The organism is Microcoleus sp. K1-B1 (genome assembly GCF_036704705.1).
Lineage (GTDB): Bacteria > Cyanobacteriota > Cyanobacteriia > Cyanobacteriales > Microcoleaceae > Microcoleus.
The window spans coordinates 18,096-37,746 of the sequence record NZ_JAUBSH010000067.1 but is presented as its reverse complement, the minus strand read 5'-3'; the positions used below and the strand labels follow the sequence as shown (position 1 = coordinate 37,746).

Annotated in this window: 19 protein-coding genes and 1 pseudogene; 11 read left to right on the top strand and 9 right to left on the bottom strand. The window is 45.2% G+C overall.

Going from position 1 to position 19,651, the window contains the following annotated elements:
• Window positions 1-73 precede the first annotated feature (73 nt).
• Window positions 74-226: pseudogene (locus tag QUA83_RS21465) on the top strand (ISAs1 family transposase); the annotation flags it as partial.
• A gap of 332 nt (window positions 227-558) precedes the next feature.
• Here the strand turns inward: QUA83_RS21465 and QUA83_RS21460 are convergent.
• On the bottom strand, window positions 559-1,614 hold the full coding sequence (locus QUA83_RS21460; RefSeq protein WP_333295677.1) for an alpha/beta fold hydrolase: 1,056 nt from the start codon (window positions 1,612-1,614) through the stop codon (window positions 559-561).
• Window positions 1,615-1,997: 383 nt separating this feature from the next.
• Between QUA83_RS21460 and QUA83_RS21455 the strand changes: the two genes are divergently transcribed.
• The gene (locus QUA83_RS21455; protein WP_333295675.1) at window positions 1,998-3,191 is read left to right on the top strand and encodes a DNA cytosine methyltransferase; all 1,194 of its coding nucleotides are present in this window, start codon (window positions 1,998-2,000) and stop codon (window positions 3,189-3,191) included.
• On the opposite strand, the gene QUA83_RS21450 is transcribed toward QUA83_RS21455, so the two are convergent.
• Both QUA83_RS21450 and QUA83_RS21445 read right to left on the bottom strand, forming a co-directional pair.
• Window positions 3,154-3,885 (bottom strand): restriction endonuclease, encoded by a 732-nt coding sequence (locus QUA83_RS21450; RefSeq protein WP_333295674.1) that lies wholly within the window; start codon window positions 3,883-3,885, stop codon window positions 3,154-3,156. The genes QUA83_RS21455 and QUA83_RS21450 overlap by 38 nt on opposite strands.
• Entirely contained in the window at window positions 3,882-4,130 is a 249-nt protein-coding gene (locus QUA83_RS21445; protein WP_333295673.1) for a helix-turn-helix transcriptional regulator, read from the bottom strand. The genes QUA83_RS21450 and QUA83_RS21445 overlap by 4 nt, the downstream gene beginning before the upstream one ends.
• A 148-nt stretch (window positions 4,131-4,278) precedes the next feature.
• Here QUA83_RS21445 and purB point away from each other — a divergent pair, with 148 nt between their 5' ends.
• Window positions 4,279-5,574 (top strand): adenylosuccinate lyase, encoded by a 1,296-nt coding sequence (gene purB / locus QUA83_RS21440; protein ID WP_333295680.1) that lies wholly within the window; start codon window positions 4,279-4,281, stop codon window positions 5,572-5,574.
• Between the two features lie 19 nt (window positions 5,575-5,593).
• Here purB and QUA83_RS21435 read toward each other — a convergent pair whose 3' ends face one another.
• Window positions 5,594-5,932, bottom strand: coding sequence for a type II toxin-antitoxin system PemK/MazF family toxin (locus tag QUA83_RS21435; RefSeq protein ID WP_333149306.1), 339 nt, complete (start codon window positions 5,930-5,932; stop codon window positions 5,594-5,596).
• Window positions 5,932-6,168, bottom strand: a complete 237-nt coding sequence (locus QUA83_RS21430; RefSeq protein ID WP_333236631.1) for a hypothetical protein — start codon at window positions 6,166-6,168, stop codon at window positions 5,932-5,934. The genes QUA83_RS21435 and QUA83_RS21430 overlap by 1 nt, the downstream gene beginning before the upstream one ends.
• Window positions 6,169-6,262: 94 nt before the next feature.
• On the opposite strand from QUA83_RS21430, the gene QUA83_RS21425 reads away from it, so the two are divergent.
• Entirely contained in the window at window positions 6,263-6,988 is a 726-nt protein-coding gene (locus tag QUA83_RS21425; RefSeq protein ID WP_333295671.1) for a M15 family metallopeptidase, read from the top strand.
• Between the two features lie 73 nt (window positions 6,989-7,061).
• On the opposite strand, the gene QUA83_RS21420 is transcribed toward QUA83_RS21425, so the two are convergent.
• Entirely contained in the window at window positions 7,062-7,805 is a 744-nt protein-coding gene (locus tag QUA83_RS21420) for an SH3 domain-containing protein (RefSeq protein ID WP_333295669.1), read from the bottom strand.
• A 245-nt stretch (window positions 7,806-8,050) separates the two neighbouring features.
• On the opposite strand from QUA83_RS21420, the gene QUA83_RS21415 reads away from it, so the two are divergent.
• Window positions 8,051-9,424, top strand: a complete 1,374-nt coding sequence (locus tag QUA83_RS21415; RefSeq protein ID WP_333295667.1) for an NACHT domain-containing protein — start codon at window positions 8,051-8,053, stop codon at window positions 9,422-9,424.
• Between the two features lie 115 nt (window positions 9,425-9,539).
• Here the strand turns inward: QUA83_RS21415 and QUA83_RS21410 are convergent, their stop codons facing one another.
• Window positions 9,540-10,115: a Uma2 family endonuclease gene (locus QUA83_RS21410; protein WP_333295666.1), complete on the bottom strand. Its 576-nt coding sequence runs from the start codon at window positions 10,113-10,115 to the stop codon at window positions 9,540-9,542.
• 194 nt (window positions 10,116-10,309) lie between these two features.
• Between QUA83_RS21410 and QUA83_RS21405 the strand changes: the two genes are divergently transcribed.
• Both QUA83_RS21405 and secD read left to right on the top strand, forming a co-directional pair.
• Window positions 10,310-11,293: an alpha-ketoacid dehydrogenase subunit beta gene (locus tag QUA83_RS21405; RefSeq protein WP_333295665.1), complete on the top strand. Its 984-nt coding sequence runs from the start codon at window positions 10,310-10,312 to the stop codon at window positions 11,291-11,293.
• 141 nt (window positions 11,294-11,434) lie between these two features.
• Window positions 11,435-12,832 (top strand): protein translocase subunit SecD, encoded by a 1,398-nt coding sequence (gene secD / locus QUA83_RS21400; protein WP_333295664.1) that lies wholly within the window; start codon window positions 11,435-11,437, stop codon window positions 12,830-12,832.
• Window positions 12,833-12,926: 94 nt separating this feature from the next.
• On the opposite strand, the gene QUA83_RS21395 is transcribed toward secD, so the two are convergent.
• Window positions 12,927-13,094, bottom strand: coding sequence for a hypothetical protein (locus tag QUA83_RS21395; RefSeq protein ID WP_333295663.1), 168 nt, complete (start codon window positions 13,092-13,094; stop codon window positions 12,927-12,929).
• Window positions 13,095-13,097: 3 nt separating this feature from the next.
• Between QUA83_RS21395 and secF the strand changes: the two genes are divergently transcribed.
• Together secF and QUA83_RS21385 are read left to right on the top strand one after the other, a co-directional pair.
• Complete coding sequence (gene secF, locus QUA83_RS21390) at window positions 13,098-14,066, top strand: protein translocase subunit SecF (protein WP_333295662.1); 969 nt, start codon at window positions 13,098-13,100, stop codon at window positions 14,064-14,066.
• Window positions 14,067-14,189: 123 nt separating this feature from the next.
• Window positions 14,190-14,570 (top strand): hypothetical protein, encoded by a 381-nt coding sequence (locus tag QUA83_RS21385; protein ID WP_333295661.1) that lies wholly within the window; start codon window positions 14,190-14,192, stop codon window positions 14,568-14,570.
• A 176-nt stretch (window positions 14,571-14,746) separates the two neighbouring features.
• On the opposite strand, the gene QUA83_RS21380 is transcribed toward QUA83_RS21385, so the two are convergent.
• On the bottom strand, window positions 14,747-16,231 hold the full coding sequence (locus QUA83_RS21380) for an ATP-binding protein (RefSeq protein WP_333295660.1): 1,485 nt from the start codon (window positions 16,229-16,231) through the stop codon (window positions 14,747-14,749).
• 1,427 nt (window positions 16,232-17,658) lie between these two features.
• On the opposite strand from QUA83_RS21380, the gene QUA83_RS21375 reads away from it, so the two are divergent.
• Both QUA83_RS21375 and QUA83_RS21370 read left to right on the top strand, forming a co-directional pair.
• On the top strand, window positions 17,659-18,057 hold the full coding sequence (locus tag QUA83_RS21375) for a DUF4342 domain-containing protein (RefSeq protein ID WP_333295658.1): 399 nt from the start codon (window positions 17,659-17,661) through the stop codon (window positions 18,055-18,057).
• Between the two features lie 588 nt (window positions 18,058-18,645).
• Entirely contained in the window at window positions 18,646-19,482 is an 837-nt protein-coding gene (locus tag QUA83_RS21370) for a hypothetical protein (protein ID WP_333295657.1), read from the top strand.
• Window positions 19,483-19,651: the final 169 nt, after the last annotated feature.

Genomic DNA, 19,651 nt, shown 5'->3' with positions numbered 1-19,651 from the left:
TTTTAATAATTTTAGGAATCGCGTATTAGCTTGCTGGTCTGATTAGATAAACTTATAACCATAAGTTCAGGAGAGCCCTCAAAACTTGGCTCTTCTAAGACGAATGGCACTTAATGCCATCAATCAAGAAACGACTCTCCGACGTAGTTTGCGACAAAAAAAGAAACGAGCGGCGATGAATGATGACTATATGATGCAGATTCTCAAGTGCTTGTGTCAAGCCTGATTAAGATGCTCTTACCCTGAGAGTTGGAGCTTTTGTTTTACCTAGTTAATAGCTGACACTATTCTCAAAAAAACGAATAAGTTAATCGATATTTATTCACCAGTTATTAACTATAATTGCTTCTAATCCTTATGCGACCGTCACATCAAGGTGAAATCAAGCGGCTGTGCAAATTATGCACAATTGTGTCCCAGTGATCCATTCAGCTTGTGCCGAGATGTCTAGTGTTTTTGCGAAATAGTTTCAAGGTTCTGGACTGGAGGGATTAAACCCCCTAATCCTTTCCTCCCCGCAACTATTGCCGAGGAGTTTTCTGGTTTTATTTGATAATCTCAATCAACACTCAAGGCATCGAACCACTGTAAAATCCGATTCCATGCCCACCACCGATCGCTATCACCAAATTGATGCTGACAACGTTTACTACTGATATGCCCAACATGACCGCCGTAGGCTGTCACCACTAATTCTAAGGCAGGATTGTTCGCGCCAATGGCTTGCAACTCAGAGACAAGCACCGGATCAAACATCGGATCATCCGCTGCATAAAGGATGTAAGTGGGTTTTTTGAGGTGAGGCAAAATGTGTAGAGCGCTGCTAGCGTCATAGTATTCTTCCACAGAGGAGAAACCTAACGGGCCAATTACCAGTTCATTGTCAAAGCCCCAAATGCTGTTGGCGCGTGCAATAGCGGCAGGATCGATCGCCCCTGGATGTGCTTTAGCGATTTGTTTTGCTAGTTTTTTTAACTGTCGCGCGATCGCCTTTTCTAAAAATTTCCCCCACTCATCTTTAACTAGATAAGACAGAGAACGGTTCGAGTCCAAGCTGGGGCAAATCACCGCCGCGCCTGCTAGTTCTGACTCTTCGATCCCTAAGTCCGGCCCCCAATCTGCGATCGTCTGAGCTGATTTTACGGCCCACAAGGCTAATTGTCCGCCCAGGGAATAACCCGTGAACCAAAAAGGGGCGGGACATCCCATTTCTTTAGCAGCGGCAGCAATCCGAACGAAATCTTCGCCTTCGTATAAGCCATCAGAAGTCAGGGTGGGAGAGAGTTGGGCAGTTTTGCCGTGAGCTCGCCAGTCAAATAATACCACTGCACAGCCTTGGGCATAGGCTTTACGGCCTAGTAGCTTGAGATACCATTGATTATCCAGATCGCCAGTAATGCCGTAAGTGCCGACAATGGTATATCGGGGATTTTCGGGGATGGCAACAAGGCCGAAAATCGGGACTCCACAGGCACCAGTAAAGATGTGTTCTCGGTAAGGGGGCTCTGGGTAAGGGATGGTCTTTTCCCAACGGCGACTAGCCCTTAATGCGGTGTACAACGTCATTAATAGGCCGTTGTTCAGCAGCCAAGGTGGAGTATAGGCAATGGTCATAAGCAGATGTGGGAAATGTCTGTCTTGTTGGTGGGAGGTTTTTACTTGACAGGTTGGCTATTCTAGCGAATAACCCTGAAAACGGCAATACTTTTTGAGTAAATGCACTCAAGAGCGAAGTCAAGCCAAAATATTAATGGCTATTCATTTGGAACCATTTATTGGCGAATAGAGAAGAATGCCAGCTAACGAGGTTTAGCATATTGTAGCGGCTCGCCCAAACTACAAAAACCTGGTTGCTTTCAGAAACAGGGTTTCTGAGTCTTGCATCCCCGCGCAGATGTACAATAGGACGATCGCACTCTCCGACTCCAAGCGCGATCGATCCCTACACCCTGACCCAAGTGGGCAACATCAGATAGAATGCAGTAAACAAATATAAAATGGAAGCAATACAACTGTCTTTATTCTCAAACGAGGAAGAACCAATTCCTGCCAAAAAGCAGAAGAAAGCAAAATTAGGGCGCTACGAACGCATCCAACGCGAACTAGAAGCAAATGACTGCGACCCCTACAAGATATTCATTGATATTGAATCTCATTCACTGTCCAAATCAGACTATACATTTGTAGATATTTTTTGCGGTGCGGGCGGCATGACCCAAGGTTTATTGCAAGCAGGTTTTCGACCAGTAGCAAGTGTTGAAATTAATGCGATCGCCTCGGCAACTCATACAAAAAACTTTCCCGATTGCTATCACTTGTGCGACGATATAAAAAACTTAAATACCCCAAAGTTGCTCGCTGAAATTGGTTCGCCTGAAGTTCATGTTGTTGTAGGCGGGCCGCCGTGTCAAGGCTTCTCAGTTGCAGGAAAACGCGACCCCAATGACCCTCGAAATCGCCTCTTTAGAGAGTTTGTCCGCGTGGTCTCTGAAATACGTCCTTGGTATGTTGTCATGGAAAACGTACCCGGAATACTGACTATACAAAAAGGAGCTGTTAAGCAAGCCATTTGCGAGGCTTTTCAGGAAATTGGCTATCCCCATATGTCCGTTGCTGTTCTGGAATCAGCCGCCTATGGAGTCCCGCAAATCCGGCCGCGAGCCATTTTTATTGCCAATAGATTTGGGATGCAAAATCCATATCCGAAGCCGCAATTGTTGCCAGAACAATACAAAGCGATTGAGTCAGCAATTAATGATTTACCAGAGTATACTCCCATCCCAGAAATCAACCACGAATGGACTCGTCATTCTGTTCAGTACATGGAAAGACTTGCTAAAGTTCCACCAGGCGGTTCTTTGTATGAAAGCTACGCCGATGCTTTCAAGCGACAGTATCCGGGAAAACCGAGCATGACTGTTAAAGAAAATCACGGCGGCACTCATATTCATCCTTATCTCAATCGGGTGATTTCAGCTCGCGAAATGGCTAGATTGCAAACTTTCCCGGATTCATTTATTTTTGAAGGTTCAATGAAAAAGGCTATGTGGCAAATTGGCAATGCGGTGCCGCCTCGTTTAGCAGAGTGTATCGGTTTTGCACTTATTCCATACTTGACTGATATTGCACTTAACAAACCTAGCTTAGTTACTGTTAAACATCCCGAACAGATTCAGCTAGTTTTTGATTGAGAGCATTTCGCCAAGTTTCAAAATCATACCAACCGCATCCTGTGCAGCCTTCCTCAGCTTCAGCGCCGCGCTGATGTATGGAAGGCCAGTCTTCGCCTCTTTCATACCAAAACTTGATTCCGAAAGGTGTGCCTCTTTTCCCTGTTTTGATGCAGCGTTCGCAACTTCGAGATTTTAGAAGATTGTGATTGCCTGAAGCATCTTTTTTGAGCAACTGAAACTTTGCCTTGATTTCAGATTCGCTCATAGATGCCAGGTGTGGTGGCTCATTATCTCCCCAACGCTCCATTGGGAATCTATGGTCAATTACTAACTCATGAGCTGCTCGTTTTCTCTGTTCGATTACATCTGTATAAAAGTAAACTTCGAGAATTCTTTTTACCAGAGAAGCGGGTATGTTAGCAGCAGAATTTGCTGATTTAATTTCTCCTGTCCACAAATCGCCCAAACGTGTTGCCTGACAAGTTTGACAGTATCTCTTTTCTGTTACAATAACCAGACCGGGGCGCTTCCTTGTTCCGCGCTGCAATCCCTGAATTCCGCCACCGCCAGCATATTGAGCTGAGGCTATCTGTTTGCCTTCGCACTCCCGACAGTGCCATTTTTGGTCTGAGAGAAGATTAAAGACTCTGAATTGAGTTGAGTCTTGTTTTAATTGAGCTTTAATTGTTCCTGCTAAATCTTGATTGCTCACTCTATATTTTCCGCTTCTATTTCTAGATTTTCGAGAAGATTGGAAACTGTTGTGCCCAAGCCGCTAGCTAGACTTGCAATTGCAGTGATGGACGGATTTCTGACTCCGCGTTCGACTCCAGATATATAGGTGCGGTCTAAATTAGCCCGCATTCCAAGCTCCTCTTGCGAAATTCCCAACGCTGTCCTGCGTTGCTTTACGAGATGACCTAAAGCACGCAGAATCTTCTGTTTCGATCGACTCATCTGCCAATTTTCAGTCTCTGCGGACGATCGGTCTACGGACGATGTGTCACATATGTGGAAAGTTCGATCGCCCGAAATTCCCCCTCCCGACTCAAGACGGATGCCGCGCAGAGGTACAATAGTCAGATCGCATTCCCCAACTCCCACCGTGATAGAGCGCTACACTTTGCCCGAAATGGGCAACATCTGGACTGAAACCGCCAAACTGAAAAGCTGGCTGCAAGTAGAAATCGCTGTCTGCGAAGCTCAAGCCGAACTCGGCTACATCCCCGCCGCCGCAGTCGAAGAAATCAAAGCTAAGGCTAATTTTGACCCCAAACGAGTCCTCGAAATTGAAGCCGAAGTCCGCCACGACATGATCGCTTTCTTGACAAATGTCAACGAATATGTAGGCGATGCCGGCCGCTACATCCACCTCGGCTTAACCAGTTCCGATGTGCTCGATACTGCTTTGGCGCTGCAATTAGTCGCTAGCGTCAATATCTTGTTAGAACGTGTCGAAGAATTGAGTCAAGCTATTCGCTATCAGGCTCAACAGCATCGCAATACCGTCATGGTTGGCCGATCGCACGGAATTCACGCCGAACCCATCACCTTTGGCTTTAAACTAGCAGGATGGCTGGCAGAAGTCTTTCGCAACCGCGACCGATTAGTGAATTTGCAATCGTCGATTGCAGTCGGTAAAATCTCCGGCGCAGTCGGAACCTATGCTAATATTGACCCGCGAATTGAAGCGATCGCCTGTCAAAACCTCGGACTCGAACCCGATACCGCATCCACTCAAGTCATTTCGCGCGATCGACACGCCGAATACGTCCAAACCTTAGCACTCTTAGCAGCATCGATCGAACGTTTTGCAGTCGAAATTCGCAACCTGCAACGCACCGACGTTCTCGAAGTCGAAGAATTCTTTTCCAAAGGGCAAAAAGGCTCATCGGCCATGCCCCACAAACGCAACCCGATTCGATCGGAAAGACTCACAGGGATGGCGAGAATCGTGCGCGCCAATGCCGTCGCAGCCTTAGAAAACGTTGCACTTTGGCACGAAAGAGACATCTCTCACAGTTCCGTAGAACGGATGATTTTGCCCGATAGTTCCACTGTCACTCACTTCATGTTAGTAGAAACCACAGACTTAGTAAAACACCTGCTAGTCTATCCCGAAAACATGAAGCGAAACATGAACCTTTACGGCGGAGTCATCTTCAGCCAGCGCGTGATGTTAGCCTTAGTAGAAAAAGGCACGAGTCGCGAAGAAGCCTACAAAATTGTGCAATCTTGTGCTCACGAAGCTTGGAACAAACCGGGCGGCAATTTCTACAATTTAATTGCTAAGGACGATCGGGTAACAGCTAAGATGACCACCAAAGAAATTGATGATTGTTTCGATCCGCAGTATCAATTGAGGCACTTAGATTTAGTGTATCAGCGCTTGGGAATTTAAAAATTTTTTGAATTTCCTACTAAAGATACAAGATCGATCGTAATCCTTCATCTATTTCTTCCTGTAAATCCTGTGGGATTGTGCCAATGCACTCAATTAAAAACGTTTTGTCCACAGTAAAAAGCTGAGAAATATTAGCCACAGAATCCTTGGGTAAACCTGTGGCTTTACTCGGTAACGAGACATTACCTGGTGCTTCCGCTAACCGCAGATTAGAAGTAATGATGACGACGATTACAGTGCTAATCCGACTCTGAGTAAAAGTATCATCCTGAACAATTAAAACTGGACGACGATATCCAGGTTCTGAAGCAACTGGAGAGGGTAAGTTTGCCCACCAAATTTCTCCGCGATACATTACCAATCCTCATGGGGTAAGGACATAAATTGCATCTTTGCCAAGACTGGATCTAGTTCAGAGGACTCTTCAGAATAGACTTGATTTAGTTTGCTCAAAATTCGCTCGCGGTTGTGTCGCCGCAGATACGCCTGCAATGCTTTTGTATAAAGCTCACTGCGTGATAACCCTAACTGACTAGCCAAAGCCTCGGCTTCTTCAAAAACTAAATCTGGAAGTGAAATTGCAGTTTTCATAGCTCCCCTTGCTGTCACGGTGACATCATAATATTGGTTATAGCATAGAACAACGACCTCAATCTACTTTTTAACACTCACAATCCCAACAGCTATGAAATTTAATCGTTTTGGAAAATACTTAATCGCATTTATGCTAGTGTTGCTGTGTGCGATCGGTCTGCACCATATAACATTTGTCCGCGCCCAGGAGCCGCCACAAGTGCAAATTACCCAACCAGAACCAAACCCAGTAGTACCTGAAAGTATTTTCATGAGTCAACTTCCCAGTGGCGCGCGACTGGTTGACATCCGCACCGTAAATCCCAACATTCGTCTCGATATCCGGTACGCCACTACTAACAATTTCTTGAAACGAAAACTTTACCCTATATCGAAATGCGCCTTGAGAAGTTCTGTTGCTCAACAGTTAGGGCTAGTTCAAACAGATTTGGAAAAAATCGGATTGGGTTTGAAAGTTTACGATTGCTACAGGCCTTTCTCTGTCACTAAGCAAATGTGGCAAGCTTGGCCAGATCCGCGCTATGTTGCTAATCCTGCTAGGGGTTCGCGGCACAATCGCGGTGCTGCTATTGATTTGACTTTAGTCGATCGCACTGGCAAAGAATTAGAAATGCCTACACCTTACGATGATTTTACCGAAAAAGCTCACGGAGATTATCAAGGCGGCAGCGCAGAATCTCGGAAAAATCGTCAAGTGCTTAAGGATGCGATGAAAAAACACGGATTTATCGGTATCACAACCGAATGGTGGCACTTTGATTCGGAAGATTGGCAGAAATTTGCAATTCTTGATATATCCCTTGGGGCGATTCCTTAATTATACTATTGATTAAAAGTCGCAGATCCGGGTAGGAAGACGGCACTGCTGTATCCCACAGATGTCAGGAAAATTATCGCAATTGAACCGAAAATTCGTATTCGTATCCCCGGAAATTAGAGTCTAATTGTAATGTATAATTGCCTGTTACTGGCACTTTTCCCGTCCACTCTGTTTCATTGCCTTCATAAGGATTTCCAGCTAAAAGTTGGCCCCGAGGAGTTATAATTTGCGGAAAAACATCTTTCCGATTTCTAACAGTCATTGTTTGACCTTTTCGGGCGCGAATCCGGTAAGAGTGGCTGCCGCCGCCGATAATTCGACCTTTAACAATTGCCTCATCTCCTCCCGGCTGAAAATTAATCTGCTGGGTGACGTTAGAACAACTGCTTTCGGTGCGGTTTTTGGCAATCCAACCGGGCGGATCGGTAATTCGCAGCCAACCGTTTTGTTCTTCGGCGACTGAAACAAAGGTATTATTTTTAAGTTGTCCTACTATGTTGCTGCCCCTTACTTGCGGGATCGATCGCACATTTAGCGGTGGATTCGGATCGCTGACTACAGCTTGGCTGATTTTGCAACCCGAATTTGGCGGTGTGACAACTACTGGCTCAACTTTTCGTGGAGGGACTCCTGGCCGAGATTCAGGGTTGTTCGTCGGGCCTGCAATCTGGTTTCTGGTGGATGCGGGTGATTCTGCAAGGGGAACATGGGATTGTTTCATCGCACCCGACTGTATAGTTGCAACAGCTACTCCCACCGCTGTTGCCACTCCTGCTAAGCTTACTGTGATGATTTGACGCTTCGTAAATGACATAAAAAACCCTCTCTGTATCTATACTAATAATTTTTGTTTGGGAGTTGAGGCGATCGCCAGTTAATTTATAGTGGAAATATCTAGTGCGGGCCACAGGGTCAGGATTTTTAGATAAAATTTCAGATCCATAATTGTCGCAATAATTTGAGTCAATATATACTGGACGCCTATACTGATGGTAATCTTGCTCTGGGTTATTTGCGCGCAAATTTGCGAAAGTAAGCGTTCAGCGCGAGGTACATAAAATGTCAAAATTGATTCCTCTGAGATTACAACCGCCTCGCGATCGATTATTGGAGGAGGTGAAGCAGGAAGTCCAAGCAGGACGATCGCAGTCTTTGCACGCTGCTGTGCTGGCTAACCTCAGCCAAGACTCGTCGCCTGTTGGTGTTAACCGCTGTTGGGATGTGGAAGTGAAAGCCGGCAACCGTCCGAGTTTTCGGCTTCCTCCCAAAGCCAGCATTGCTAAAGTGTTCGATCGCAGCGGTGGCAAATTGGTAATTTTGGGAGCCACGGGTGCAGGCAAAACTACGACGCTGCTAGAATTAGCTCGCGTGTTAGTTTCCCGCGCTCAAAAAGATGTTAGTTTGCCAGTACCAGTGCTGTTTGAACTCGGATCATGGAAAGCAGAATCCGGGGCGATCGCAGAGTGGTTAATTGCTCAACTTCAGTTCAAATACAGCATCTCTCCTGCTGTCGGCAAAAAATGGCTTGCCGAACAAAAATTGCTGCCTCTCCTTGACGGCTTGGACGAAGTAGAAACCCACCGCCAAAATATCTGCATTCAAGCAATCAATCAGTTTGTTGAAAGCCAATTCAAACCCAAACATTTAGTAGCTTGCAGCAGTTTTGAAGCTTACAAAAACTGCGATACTAGATTTCGCCTGCAAGCAGCGGTTTTATTGAAACCTTTAACAGAAACTAAAATTCAAAATTATCTGCTAGAAGCCAGAAGCCGCGAACTTTGGTACAGCATTGAGCGCGAGCCGGAGTTGTTGAAAATAGCAAAAGCTCCCTTGCTTTTGAGCATGATGGCTCTGGCTTACGATGATATTTTAATTGAAGCTTGGAAGCGCATAACTTCCGCAGAAGAACAGCGCAAATATCTGTTAACTGCCTATATTCGCCACCAAATGACCGGGCAAGTCCAGCAGTATCCCAGAGGTAAGGAACTGCGGCCGGAACAAATTCGCCACTGGCTGGGATGGTTGGCCCGAAGGATGGAACAGCAAGGAATTCAAGAATTTTACCTTGATCGCATACCGTCTAGCTGGCTGCAAACAGAGGAGGAACGGCGCAAGTATCAGTTTGGAGTTAAGCTGCTTGGCGGGCTGATTTGGGTGATTTTAGGATTAATTGCCAGCCTAGTCTCCGGGTCAAGTTGGGGATTAATTGCAGGTGCTGTTGCTGCGGTAATTAATGCTTTTTTGCCGGGAATTCCGGGGATTGAAAGGTTTATATTGCACCTCGTGCTGTGGTCTAGCGGCTACATTCCTTGGGATTACAGGCGTTTTCTCGATGCAGCAGCCGATCGCTTGTTGCTGCAAAAAACTGGCGATCGGCGTTATCGATTTATTCACGATTTACTGCAAAAACATTTTGCTGAAATTAGTCATTAGTAATTAGTTATTCGTTAGTTGTTATGTGGAGTTGCCAAATTAATGAGCAATTAAGTAAGCCTCGCTCAAAAAAACCGAATATCCCGAACCCCTACTTCTAGAGGAAGTCCGGGTTCTAAGAGAAGGTTAGTGGTATTTTTGCCATTTGAAATAGCTGGAGCGCAGTAAATTCTAATCCATCAAAAAGTGGATCTGTTAATAGGGTATCTCCCATATAAGTCTGCGGTGCTGCATCGGGGTAAAAAACTGTAATGCTTCTCGCCTTGCTATCTACTACCCAAACCCGCAAAACCTTAGCATCTAAATAATCTCTCGCTTTAGCAGCTAACTGACCGAAAGTTTGTTCGGGTGAAATAATTTCTATGACTAATTCGGGGGCTACAGGACAAGCTTCATCTTGATTCCAGTCGGGAGATAAGCGTTGGTAAGAAACATATAAAAGATCGGGTACTGGCACCCAGTCTCGCCCAAGTCTGGTTAATCTTACCGCCCATTCTACACCAATTTCTCCCCGTTCCTCACCCCACTGTTCGAGGATTTTTATTAGGCTTCTGGTGAGGCGAGAATGAAATTTTTTAGGTGACATTTTCGGTACTGCTTGCTCGTCAATCAGTTCGTAGGTAATATCGCCTTCTCCTTCGGGAAGAGTGAGAAACTCTTCCAAAGTGAGTTGATTTTTTGTCTGGAGCATAATATTCCTCTGCTGTGGGCAGGCAAGTTAGTATTATTTTAACTTAAATATTAATTGACATAATACAAATGTTATGATAAAGATTGGCAAAATCTCAGGTTTTGACTGCCGAATTTGCGATCGACTCCTAGATCGACACCCCCAAAAGGTTAATATTCTAGTCTGACCCTCCTGCAATCATTGCTTAACCTCCTATGGCAGAAACCTTACTTTTCAACGCCCTCCGCGAGGCGTTAGACGAAGAAATGGCCCGCGACTCCTCCGTATTCGTACTCGGCGAAGACGTAGGCCAATACGGCGGTTCCTACAAAGTCACCAAAGACCTCTACAACAAATACGGCGAACTTAGAGTGCTCGACACCCCGATCGCCGAAAATAGCTTTACAGGCCTGGCAGTAGGCGCAGCAATGACGGGACTGAGGCCGGTCATCGAAGGCATGAACATGGGCTTTTTGCTGCTGGCCTTCAACCAAATTTCTAACAATGCCGGAATGCTGCGCTACACATCGGGCGGCAACTTCAAAATGCCAATGGTAATTCGTGGGCCCGGCGGTGTGGGCCGGCAACTCGGCGCGGAACACTCCCAGCGCTTAGAAGCATATTTCCAAGCAGTACCGGGTTTGAAAATAGTCGCCTGTTCGACTCCCTACAACGCCAAAGGACTCTTAAAATCAGCTATCCGCGACGATAACCCCGTTCTGTTTTTCGAGCACGTCCTTCTTTACAACCTCAAAGAAAATTTGCCAGAAACAGAATATTTAGTGCCGCTGGACAAAGCAGAAATTGTGCGATCGGGCAAAGATGTCACAATCGTGACATATTCGAGGATGCGACACCACGTCATGCAAGCCGTGCCCGCCCTGGTGAAAGAAGGTTACGATCCAGAAGTAATCGACCTAATTTCTCTCAAACCCCTGGACATGGAGACCATCGGCGCATCCATTCGCAAAACTCACAAAGTAATTATTGTAGAGGAGTGCATGAAAACAGGAGGCATCGGTGCCGAATTAATTGCTTCGATTAGCGATCGATTTTTTGACGAACTCGACGCACCAGTTTTGCGCCTGTCTTCACAAGATATTCCCACACCTTACAACGGGAATTTGGAAAGACTGACAATTGTCCAGCCCAATCAAATTGTCGAAGCAGTCCAAAAAATGGTAGCTTTGCGAGTATAAATAGTTATTGGTAATTTGTAATTTGTTGTTGGTTATTTGTTATTTGTTATTTAAAAACCGAAAAAAAAATCGGGACGAACCAATAACCAATAACCAATAACCAATAACCAATAACCAATAACCAATAACCAATAATTAAATATGCAAAAACAACGTTCCCTATTAGCCCTAATTTTTGTTCTAATCATCGCCGCCATTACTGTAATAGTAACAATTCCGACGCGGCTGGGATTAGACTTGCAAGGAGGGTCGCAACTCACAATTCAAGTAAAAACTACCCCCACAATTCCCAAAATTGACCAGGGAATGTTAGAAGCAGTGCGGCGGATTGTCGAAAACCGCGTCAACGGTTTGGGTGTTTCCGAAGCATTAGTCCAAACAGTAGGAGAAGACCAAATTCTCGTGCAGTTGCCCGGAGTAAATGACCCGCAGCAAGCAGAACGAGTTTTGGGCGGCACCGCCAAGCTAGAATTTCTGGAACAACTGCCCGGAACAGAAGCACAATTAGGCATTGAAAGGCAGTTGCAGCAGGAATTGCTGGTCAAACAAGCAGAATTGAAAACTAGCCCGAATGAGGCAGCAATTAAAGAAAATCAGGCTGCTTTGAAAAGAAGCAATGAGGCGATCGCCAAACTCTTCAAAAGCAGCGGCCTCGGCGGCGAAAACCTCAAAGACGCTCAACCTCAACCCTTGGCTTCTGGGAACAACTGGAACGTTGCTCTTGTTTTCGATACCAAAGGAGGCGAACTCTTTGCCCAACTCACTAAAAATTTAGCAGGCACTGGACGCAGTATCGGTATTTTCCTAGACGACAGAATGATCAGTTCTCCAGTCGTCGGCGTTGAATTTGCCCAAACAGGAATTACTGGTGGAAGTGCCGTAATTCAAGGCAACTTTACAACGCAAGAAGCCAACGATTTAGCAGTGCAATTGCGGGGCGGCGCTTTGCCGGTACCGGTCGAAATTGTAGAAAACCGCACGATCGGCGCTAGCTTGGGTAAAGACAGCATTCAAAGCAGTATTAACGCAGGTATCGGCGGCTTAGTTTTAGTCTTGATTTTCATGGTTGCCTACTATCGACTCCCCGGCGTAATTGCCAATATTGCGCTGTTAATTTATGCTCTGTTAACTTGGGCAGCTTTCGTGCTTTTGGGAGTGACATTAACGCTGCCGGGAATTGCGGGTTTTGTGCTCAGCATCGGGATGGCTGTGGATGCTAACGTGCTGATTTTTGAGCGCACGCGGGAAGAGTTGCGGGCGGGGAAATCGCTTTATCGATCGGTAGAATCGGGTTTTTACCGCGCTTTTTCCAGCATTTTAGACGGCAATGTCACAACAGTTATTGCTTGTGCTGCTTTGTTCTGGTTAGGCGCTGGTTTAGTTAAAGGGTTTGCTGTAACTCTGGCATTGGGCGTGGGAGTGAGTATGTTTACTGCGCTCACTTGCAGCCGCACTCTGCTGTTCGTAGTATTGAGCTTTCCAGCATTGCGGAAACCTCAGTTGTTTTGTCCCGGTTTGTCGAAAACTGCTAATAGTTAACTGTTGACGGTTGACTGTTGACTGTTAACTATTAACTGTTGACTGTTAACAGACTACGTAAGGTACGCACTCGGTAAGGTACGCATTGCCCACCCTACATTGAGAAGTTTTTCTTCCCTCTTCCTTCTTCCTTCTTCCTTCTTCCCTCTTCCTTCTTCCTTCTTCCCTCTTCCTTCTTCCTTCTTCCCTCTTCCTTCTTCCTTCTTCCTTCTTCCTTCTTCCTTCTTCCTTCTTCCTTCTTCCTTCTTCCCTCTTCCTTCAAATTATGAAATTCAGTGTAATCAAATATCGATCGCTCTGGTGGAGTATTTCCGCCGCTATAATCCTCGCAGGTATAGTGTCGATGGCGATTTCTTGGACTCGTCCCGACATCCGCGCACCACTGCGCCCCAGTTTGGACTTTATCGGCGGCACTCGGCTGCAATTTGAACTCGACTGCACAAAACCGGAAAATTGTAAACCCATCGATCTTGCTGCTGTCCGCCAAGTCCTAGACACCCAAGGTTTGGCCGGTAGCAGCATTCAAGTTATCGGCCAAGAACAGCGCGGTTTGTCGCTGCGAACAAAAACTTTGGATGTCGAACAGCGGACTAATTTGCAAACAGCTTTGAGCGAAAAGATAGGCGCTTTTGCTCCTCAATCTACTCAAATTGATACGGTTGGGCCTACCCTCGGCAAACAGTTGTTTACTTCGGGTTTGCTGGCTTTGTTGGTTTCTTTTGCTGGAATTACTGCTTATCTGACATTCCGATTTCAGTTGGATTATGCCTTTTTTGCTTTTGTGGCTGTGTTTCACGACGTGTTGGTCACGCTTGGTGTTTTCTCGTTTTTGGGTTTAGTTCAAGGAGTGGAAGTTGACAGCTTATTTGTGGTCGCGCTCTTGACACTTATCGGTTTTTCTGTTAACGATACAGTGGTAATTTACGATCGCGTGCGAGAAGTAATCAAGCTAAATCCGGGACAGTCGATCGATCAAATTGTCGATGATGCTGTCATGCAGACGCTGGGAAGGTCAATTAACACAACGTTTACCACGCTGCTGACATTGTTTTCAATCTTTTTGTTTGGTGGCGAAACCCTCAAATACTTTGCTTTAGCTTTGATTGTCGGTTTTATTGCTGGTTCTTATTCCAGTATTTTCGTTGCCAGTACGCTACTAGCTTGGTGGCGCAGTCGCACCGGCCACTCCATCCCCGTCCCCGCAGAAGGAATCAACCAGTCCGAGGAAGTTTAATTGACTGTTAACAGTTAACTGTTGACGGTTAACTGTTGACGGTTAACTGTTGACTGACTAATAATAAATCATCAATAACCAATAACCAATAACCAATAACCAATGACAAATGACAAATAACAAATGACTACTGACCAAACTTTTGAAATTGAAGTCCAAAGGCTTCACAAACTAACAGTTTACGGCCGCTGGTTAACAGTGATATTGCTGTGGATTAGCGTCGGTTCTTTGAGCATTTGGGGTTTGCGCCGCGAAATCGCTTTGTGGTTAGAACACTTCACTTGGGCGGCGGTGCGCTACGGTTTATCTTTTCATCGCTGGCCAACTCTCGGTTTGGGTTTGTGCTTGGGAATGACTTTAGCTGTGCTAACTTGGCAAAGTCGCAATATGGTGCGAGGATTGCCCCTGCGGGAAAAACAGGGTTTGGAACAACAAGTTCGCCGCATTCGCCAACAGGGGCCGAGTCATCCTTTGTGGAAGTGGGTTTGCAAAGGTTCGCGGTAGCTGACGGGCTTTATTCTTTAGTCTCAAGCCAGAGGAACGAAAGTTTGACAAGAAACGGTTTCAACAGCCGAGTCCCTAACTTTTATTGCTTCTTCCATCTTCCGTCTTCCATCTTCCATCTTCCATCTTCCATCTTCCTTCTGCCTTCTGCCTTCTGCCTTCTGCCTTCTGCTATATCACGCAAAGCGAGGCAAAATCTGTGCTAGGGAAGACTGTTGAAGTGGAATTTCGATCGCAAATTCTGCTCCTTTTCCCGGTTCCGAAAAGCACTTCAATGTGCCGCCGTGTTGGTTGACAACAATTTCATAGCTAATCGAGAGTCCCAAACCCGTTCCTTGGCCGACCGGCTTAGTAGTGAAGAAAGGGTCAAACAACCGCTTCCGAACATCTTCTGTCATCCCCGGGCCGTTGTCAGAAATTTTAATTATTACCTTTTTTTTCTCAATTAACTCGGTGCGAATCCGAATCGTAGGAATCAGGCGGGTAGACTTAGAGACTGATGATTGAGTCGTTATACAAGACTGCTTTTGGTCGCCTAAGTGCGACTTTTTAGGGGTTTTTCTATCGACATTTTCGTGTTTATTAGACTCAACAAGAGCGTAAATTGCATTAAGTAAAATATTCATAAATACCTGATTGAGCTGTCCGGGATAGCACTGCACCAGCGGCAATTCGCTGTATTCTTTGTGAATTTCGATCGCCTCCTGCCCCGGTTTCCCTTTAAGCTGGCTTTGCAACAGCATAATCGTGTTGTTGATACCGTCATGAATGTTGACCTGCTTCATTTGAGCTTCATCTAATCTGCAAAAATTCCGCAGCGACAAAACGATATCGCGCACTCTTTCTGCACCTTGCTGCATAGAATTTAACACTTTCGGCAAGTCTTCTAGCAAATAATCGAGTTCGATTTTTTCTGCTTCCGCTTCAATTGCTGCGATGGGTTCTGGACAGTGCTGTCGGTAGATGTGGAGCATCCGCATTAAACATTGCGTGTACTCTTTAGCGTGGTGCAAATTGCTGTAAATAAAGCCTATAGGATTGTTGATTTCGTGAGCTACTCCTGCTACTAACTGCCCTAAAGAAGACATTTTTTCTGTTTGAATTAGTTGAGTTTGAGTGCGCTGAAGTTCCAGCAGCGCAAGTTCGAGCTGTTGGGCTTGATGTCTCAATTGTGCTTGCGACTCGCGCATCGCCACGGTTGATAACTCGTGAATTTGCAACTGAGAAAGCAGCAGTTGGTGTACGTCTAAAAGTTTGTAAGTTTCCGGTTCTACTTGTACTACAATTGGTTCGTGGATTAGTTCGGGCGATCGCTCCAAAGACTGCCGCACTGCCGTCATAATTGAGGTTTCGCGATCGAGAACCAACATATCAGTTTTAGTAAAGCGGTAGAGTATGACCAAAGGCTGTTGAGAAAATAACTCCAAGCTATAGGGGCGGCTCATGTGTTCAAAATAACGCCGCCGCGAAATCATCCCTATAAACTTTCCTTGCTCAGTGATGATGATACCCGGAACTAAAGGGTTTGCTTGAAAAATTTTAGCAACTTCGTCCCCCGGGCACTCAGATTCTAGGAGAAAGTCGTACAGGGTTAATTCCTGTAGAGTCGATCGCAAACCAAGTGGCGATTTTAGGGGACTCAACCCGTCAGTTTCATACACTGCTCCCTCCTTTGGTAATTGGCAGTTGCGGTTGGCTGCTGGAGTCTTGCCTACTATTTAGAAGGCGTTTTCAACTCTTTTTATAGCTTAGTCATCAACTTTCCTCTGCTCCCTCGAATCCAGTTAATTCAGCAGGATTATTTTTTCCTTAAATCGTGCTGGTGTCCCCCGAAACGATATTGCAGGTTAGATTGATTTAACAGCAGACACCATTTGAAACCTGACTATGTATTGAATTTTATATATCCAAGATTTTACTAATCCGAATATAACAGTCATAACTATTTTTAATGTTTGATGACATTAATTTGGTTCAGATGGATAGACATCTGCGACCTGTGGCAGTACATTTCGTATTACCCCTTGCGTAAAATTATATTACAATAAGACAACAATAGCGACAAATCGGCAGCCGATCGCCCGATTTTAAAAATCAGGCAAAACAGGTTTCCGGCAATTGCCAATAAATCTCAATTGTCAGTTTTTTTGCACAAATGCCGATCGCACTCAACCCGAATATTGTATTGTAGGTAGTCTCCGAGCCAGGGACAGCCGATGGCGAGCAATTTGTCAAGTTCGGCAGCTTATACTTTAGCCGCATCGCCACTCCAAAGCTTCACCAACGAAATTTTTCCCGACAGATGCTAAAGTTGTGCGATCGCCACTAAAACTCACATTCCACAAATCCGCTTGATGTTCCTTGAAAGTTTCCAGAAAAGTAGCGTCGGGCTACCAACTTGATCTTCAAATTCTGTCCCTGCCAAATCGGACACGGAGAATCAAGAGGAAGCAGAAGCAAATAATTGTATTTTACCCAGCATTTCTCCAACCTTCACTTCACTTTGAGGAAGTTGGTTTGGTTGCGATATTTCTATCACTGTTACTTCTCCTCCCCCTTGCATTTTAGGCAATTCTCATTAGAAACTCTAAAATGTTGATTTGAGGAACCTCCGGGGGTCGGGTTTGATTTGGCGATCGCACTGAGCTAAATTGAAATGACATTTGAAGAAAGTAAGCGACGGTTTCCATGTGCGGTTTCCCGAACGAGAGGTGGTAATTGTATACACGGCGGGACGATCGTACTTTCAGTACAATGTCAGTATTTCAACCTGTACACCTGTTGAGTCTGAGTCTCTGAGAGTGTAAAAGTCGCTCTCATCCTTTCGTTATCTGGATTGGAAGTTTTTCAAGGGTTAGGCGGTGCGAGGGCCAGAAGCAGACAGTTAACTAAACGGCACAAGGAGATAGGGACAGATGGGATAAGCCCAGAAGCGAGAGAGTGAGAGAATTTTCATCATCATACCTTGATAAAATCACGACAGCAGCAGCAAGATCACCCAAAAGAATGATTGATTCAAAAAAAGTTGCGTGTTATATTTCAATATAATTCTATACAAAAATACTTTTACCTAAAAGGAGAACAAAAAATGGACACACCTACAGATCGCGCACAAGAGCCAGTCGGGACAAGAGAACTCGAATCAATACCTGTATCTGAAAAAGTTTCTGCCCAAAAAGGTGCTGAGGTTAATTTTGAAACGACTCCTCTAGAAACCCCTGCTTATACTCAGGAAAAAGTTAGCGTCGAGGAGGTAAAAATTAACGGCGACGATTTGGTTGCTAAAGTTAAAGAATTGATTCACGAAGGAAATATCCGCCGCATCATTATCAAAAATGAAGAGGGACGGATCTTAGTAGAAGTTCCTTTAACAGTGGGAGTAGTCGGTGGAGTAATCGGTGCGGCATTGTTTCCAGTCATTGCAGCAGTAGGAGCGATAGGTGCATTAGTCGCTCACATGACCATCATCATTGAAAGAACAGAATAAAAAAAATTCAGTTGTTAGTAAGGCTCCTGTCCGGTTAATATCCCGTAATAAAGCTTGTTGGTAGTGAGTACGACTATCCTCTCTTGGTAGATGAGAAAAAACTTGTTTTTATTACTACTAAAAACTTAATTTTGGCTATCTAACCGGACTTAAACACATTTCAAGCACAAACGGGCTTTATAAATATAGCAATCCTAAATTAGTCGTAATTTTTTATGACTAATTTAAGATTGCTATATCCTTGCACAGCCAGCATTATAAATAACTCATGTAGCCGATATTCTTTGTTGAAATCCGGCTAATTCTATGCCTTTGGGGCCTTGGGAATCACTCTGGGGGTAGAGCCTGGTTAATACCTTAACGAGTTAGATTGGATACAAATGAAGGAAAAACCAAAAGTTCTCTAAACTCCCTAAGCAGAAAGCTGTTAAGCATTTAAACTCATGAGCGAAACACCCAACGCTTACACCTGAATCTTGACAGTAAATCGAAATAAGTGATTTAAATGCTCAACAGCTTAGCTCAAGTTTTCCAACCAGAGCATCTCCTACAGACAATATTTTTTGAATAGTTGTGGCGAAGATAATTATGAAACCTAACGAAGAAAATAGCTCTAGCCGTGAAATTCATCAAGAAGTTCACACCGATGCAACTAACGGTCACGTCAGTACAACGCGAACTACTACAAGTGTTCCGAGTACAACGGCGAAGGCTTCTAAAGAAGCAGCTCATCACCAAGGTTATGTACAGGGTCAAATGGCGGAAAACCACCGCCAACTTGGAGTCCAAGAAGTCCGCGATAACGAGAATGCGGGTCGCGGGTTACTGTTAGGAATTCTTCTTGCTTCTTTGACAGGCTTAGTTCTGGGCAGTGTATATTACTTCAATCGGGGTGAGGAGGCTCCTACTCCTGCTTCTGCTCCTGTGATTGTTGTACCGAAAGCGAATCAACCTTCAGCAACACCTGCTCCGACTCGGACTATAGAGAGAGAAAAAACGATCATTGAAAAGGTTGTTCCGGTTCAACCATCTCCAGCTCAAAACGCTACGCCGACTCCTCAACCAAGTCCAGCTCAACAGGCAACTCCGGCTCCTCAAGCAAATCCGTCTCCCAATATCAATATTACAATTCCAAATTCACAGCAGCAAGATGCACCCGCTCAGCAAGCAGCGCCGGTTCCATCTTCGCCGTCAAATAATACCAATACTACAGTTCCGAATTCGCAGAGGGAGCCAGCTTCCACTCCGCCAACTCCAGCACCTGAGAGTTCAGTTACTCCATCTCCAACTCAAGATGATGGTGCTTCTGGAGCAGGTACTAGCGGTGAAACTAATACCGAAAGCCGGAGCGAGTCTAATCCTACGGATACGGGTGTACCTGATAGCAACTCCGGCGCAGAGGGTGCGGCTGGTTCACCACAATAAAAGTTTGATGTCGAATTAGTCCGCCACGGGTTCAAACCCCAGACTCATAGCTAAAGTCCTTTAAAGCTGATATCTGGCACCATTCTCAAGAACAGACCGAAAAGCCTGTTCATAAAAGGCTTATTGAGAATGGTGCAACATATTAGTTAAAGAGGACTTTTTTTATGGT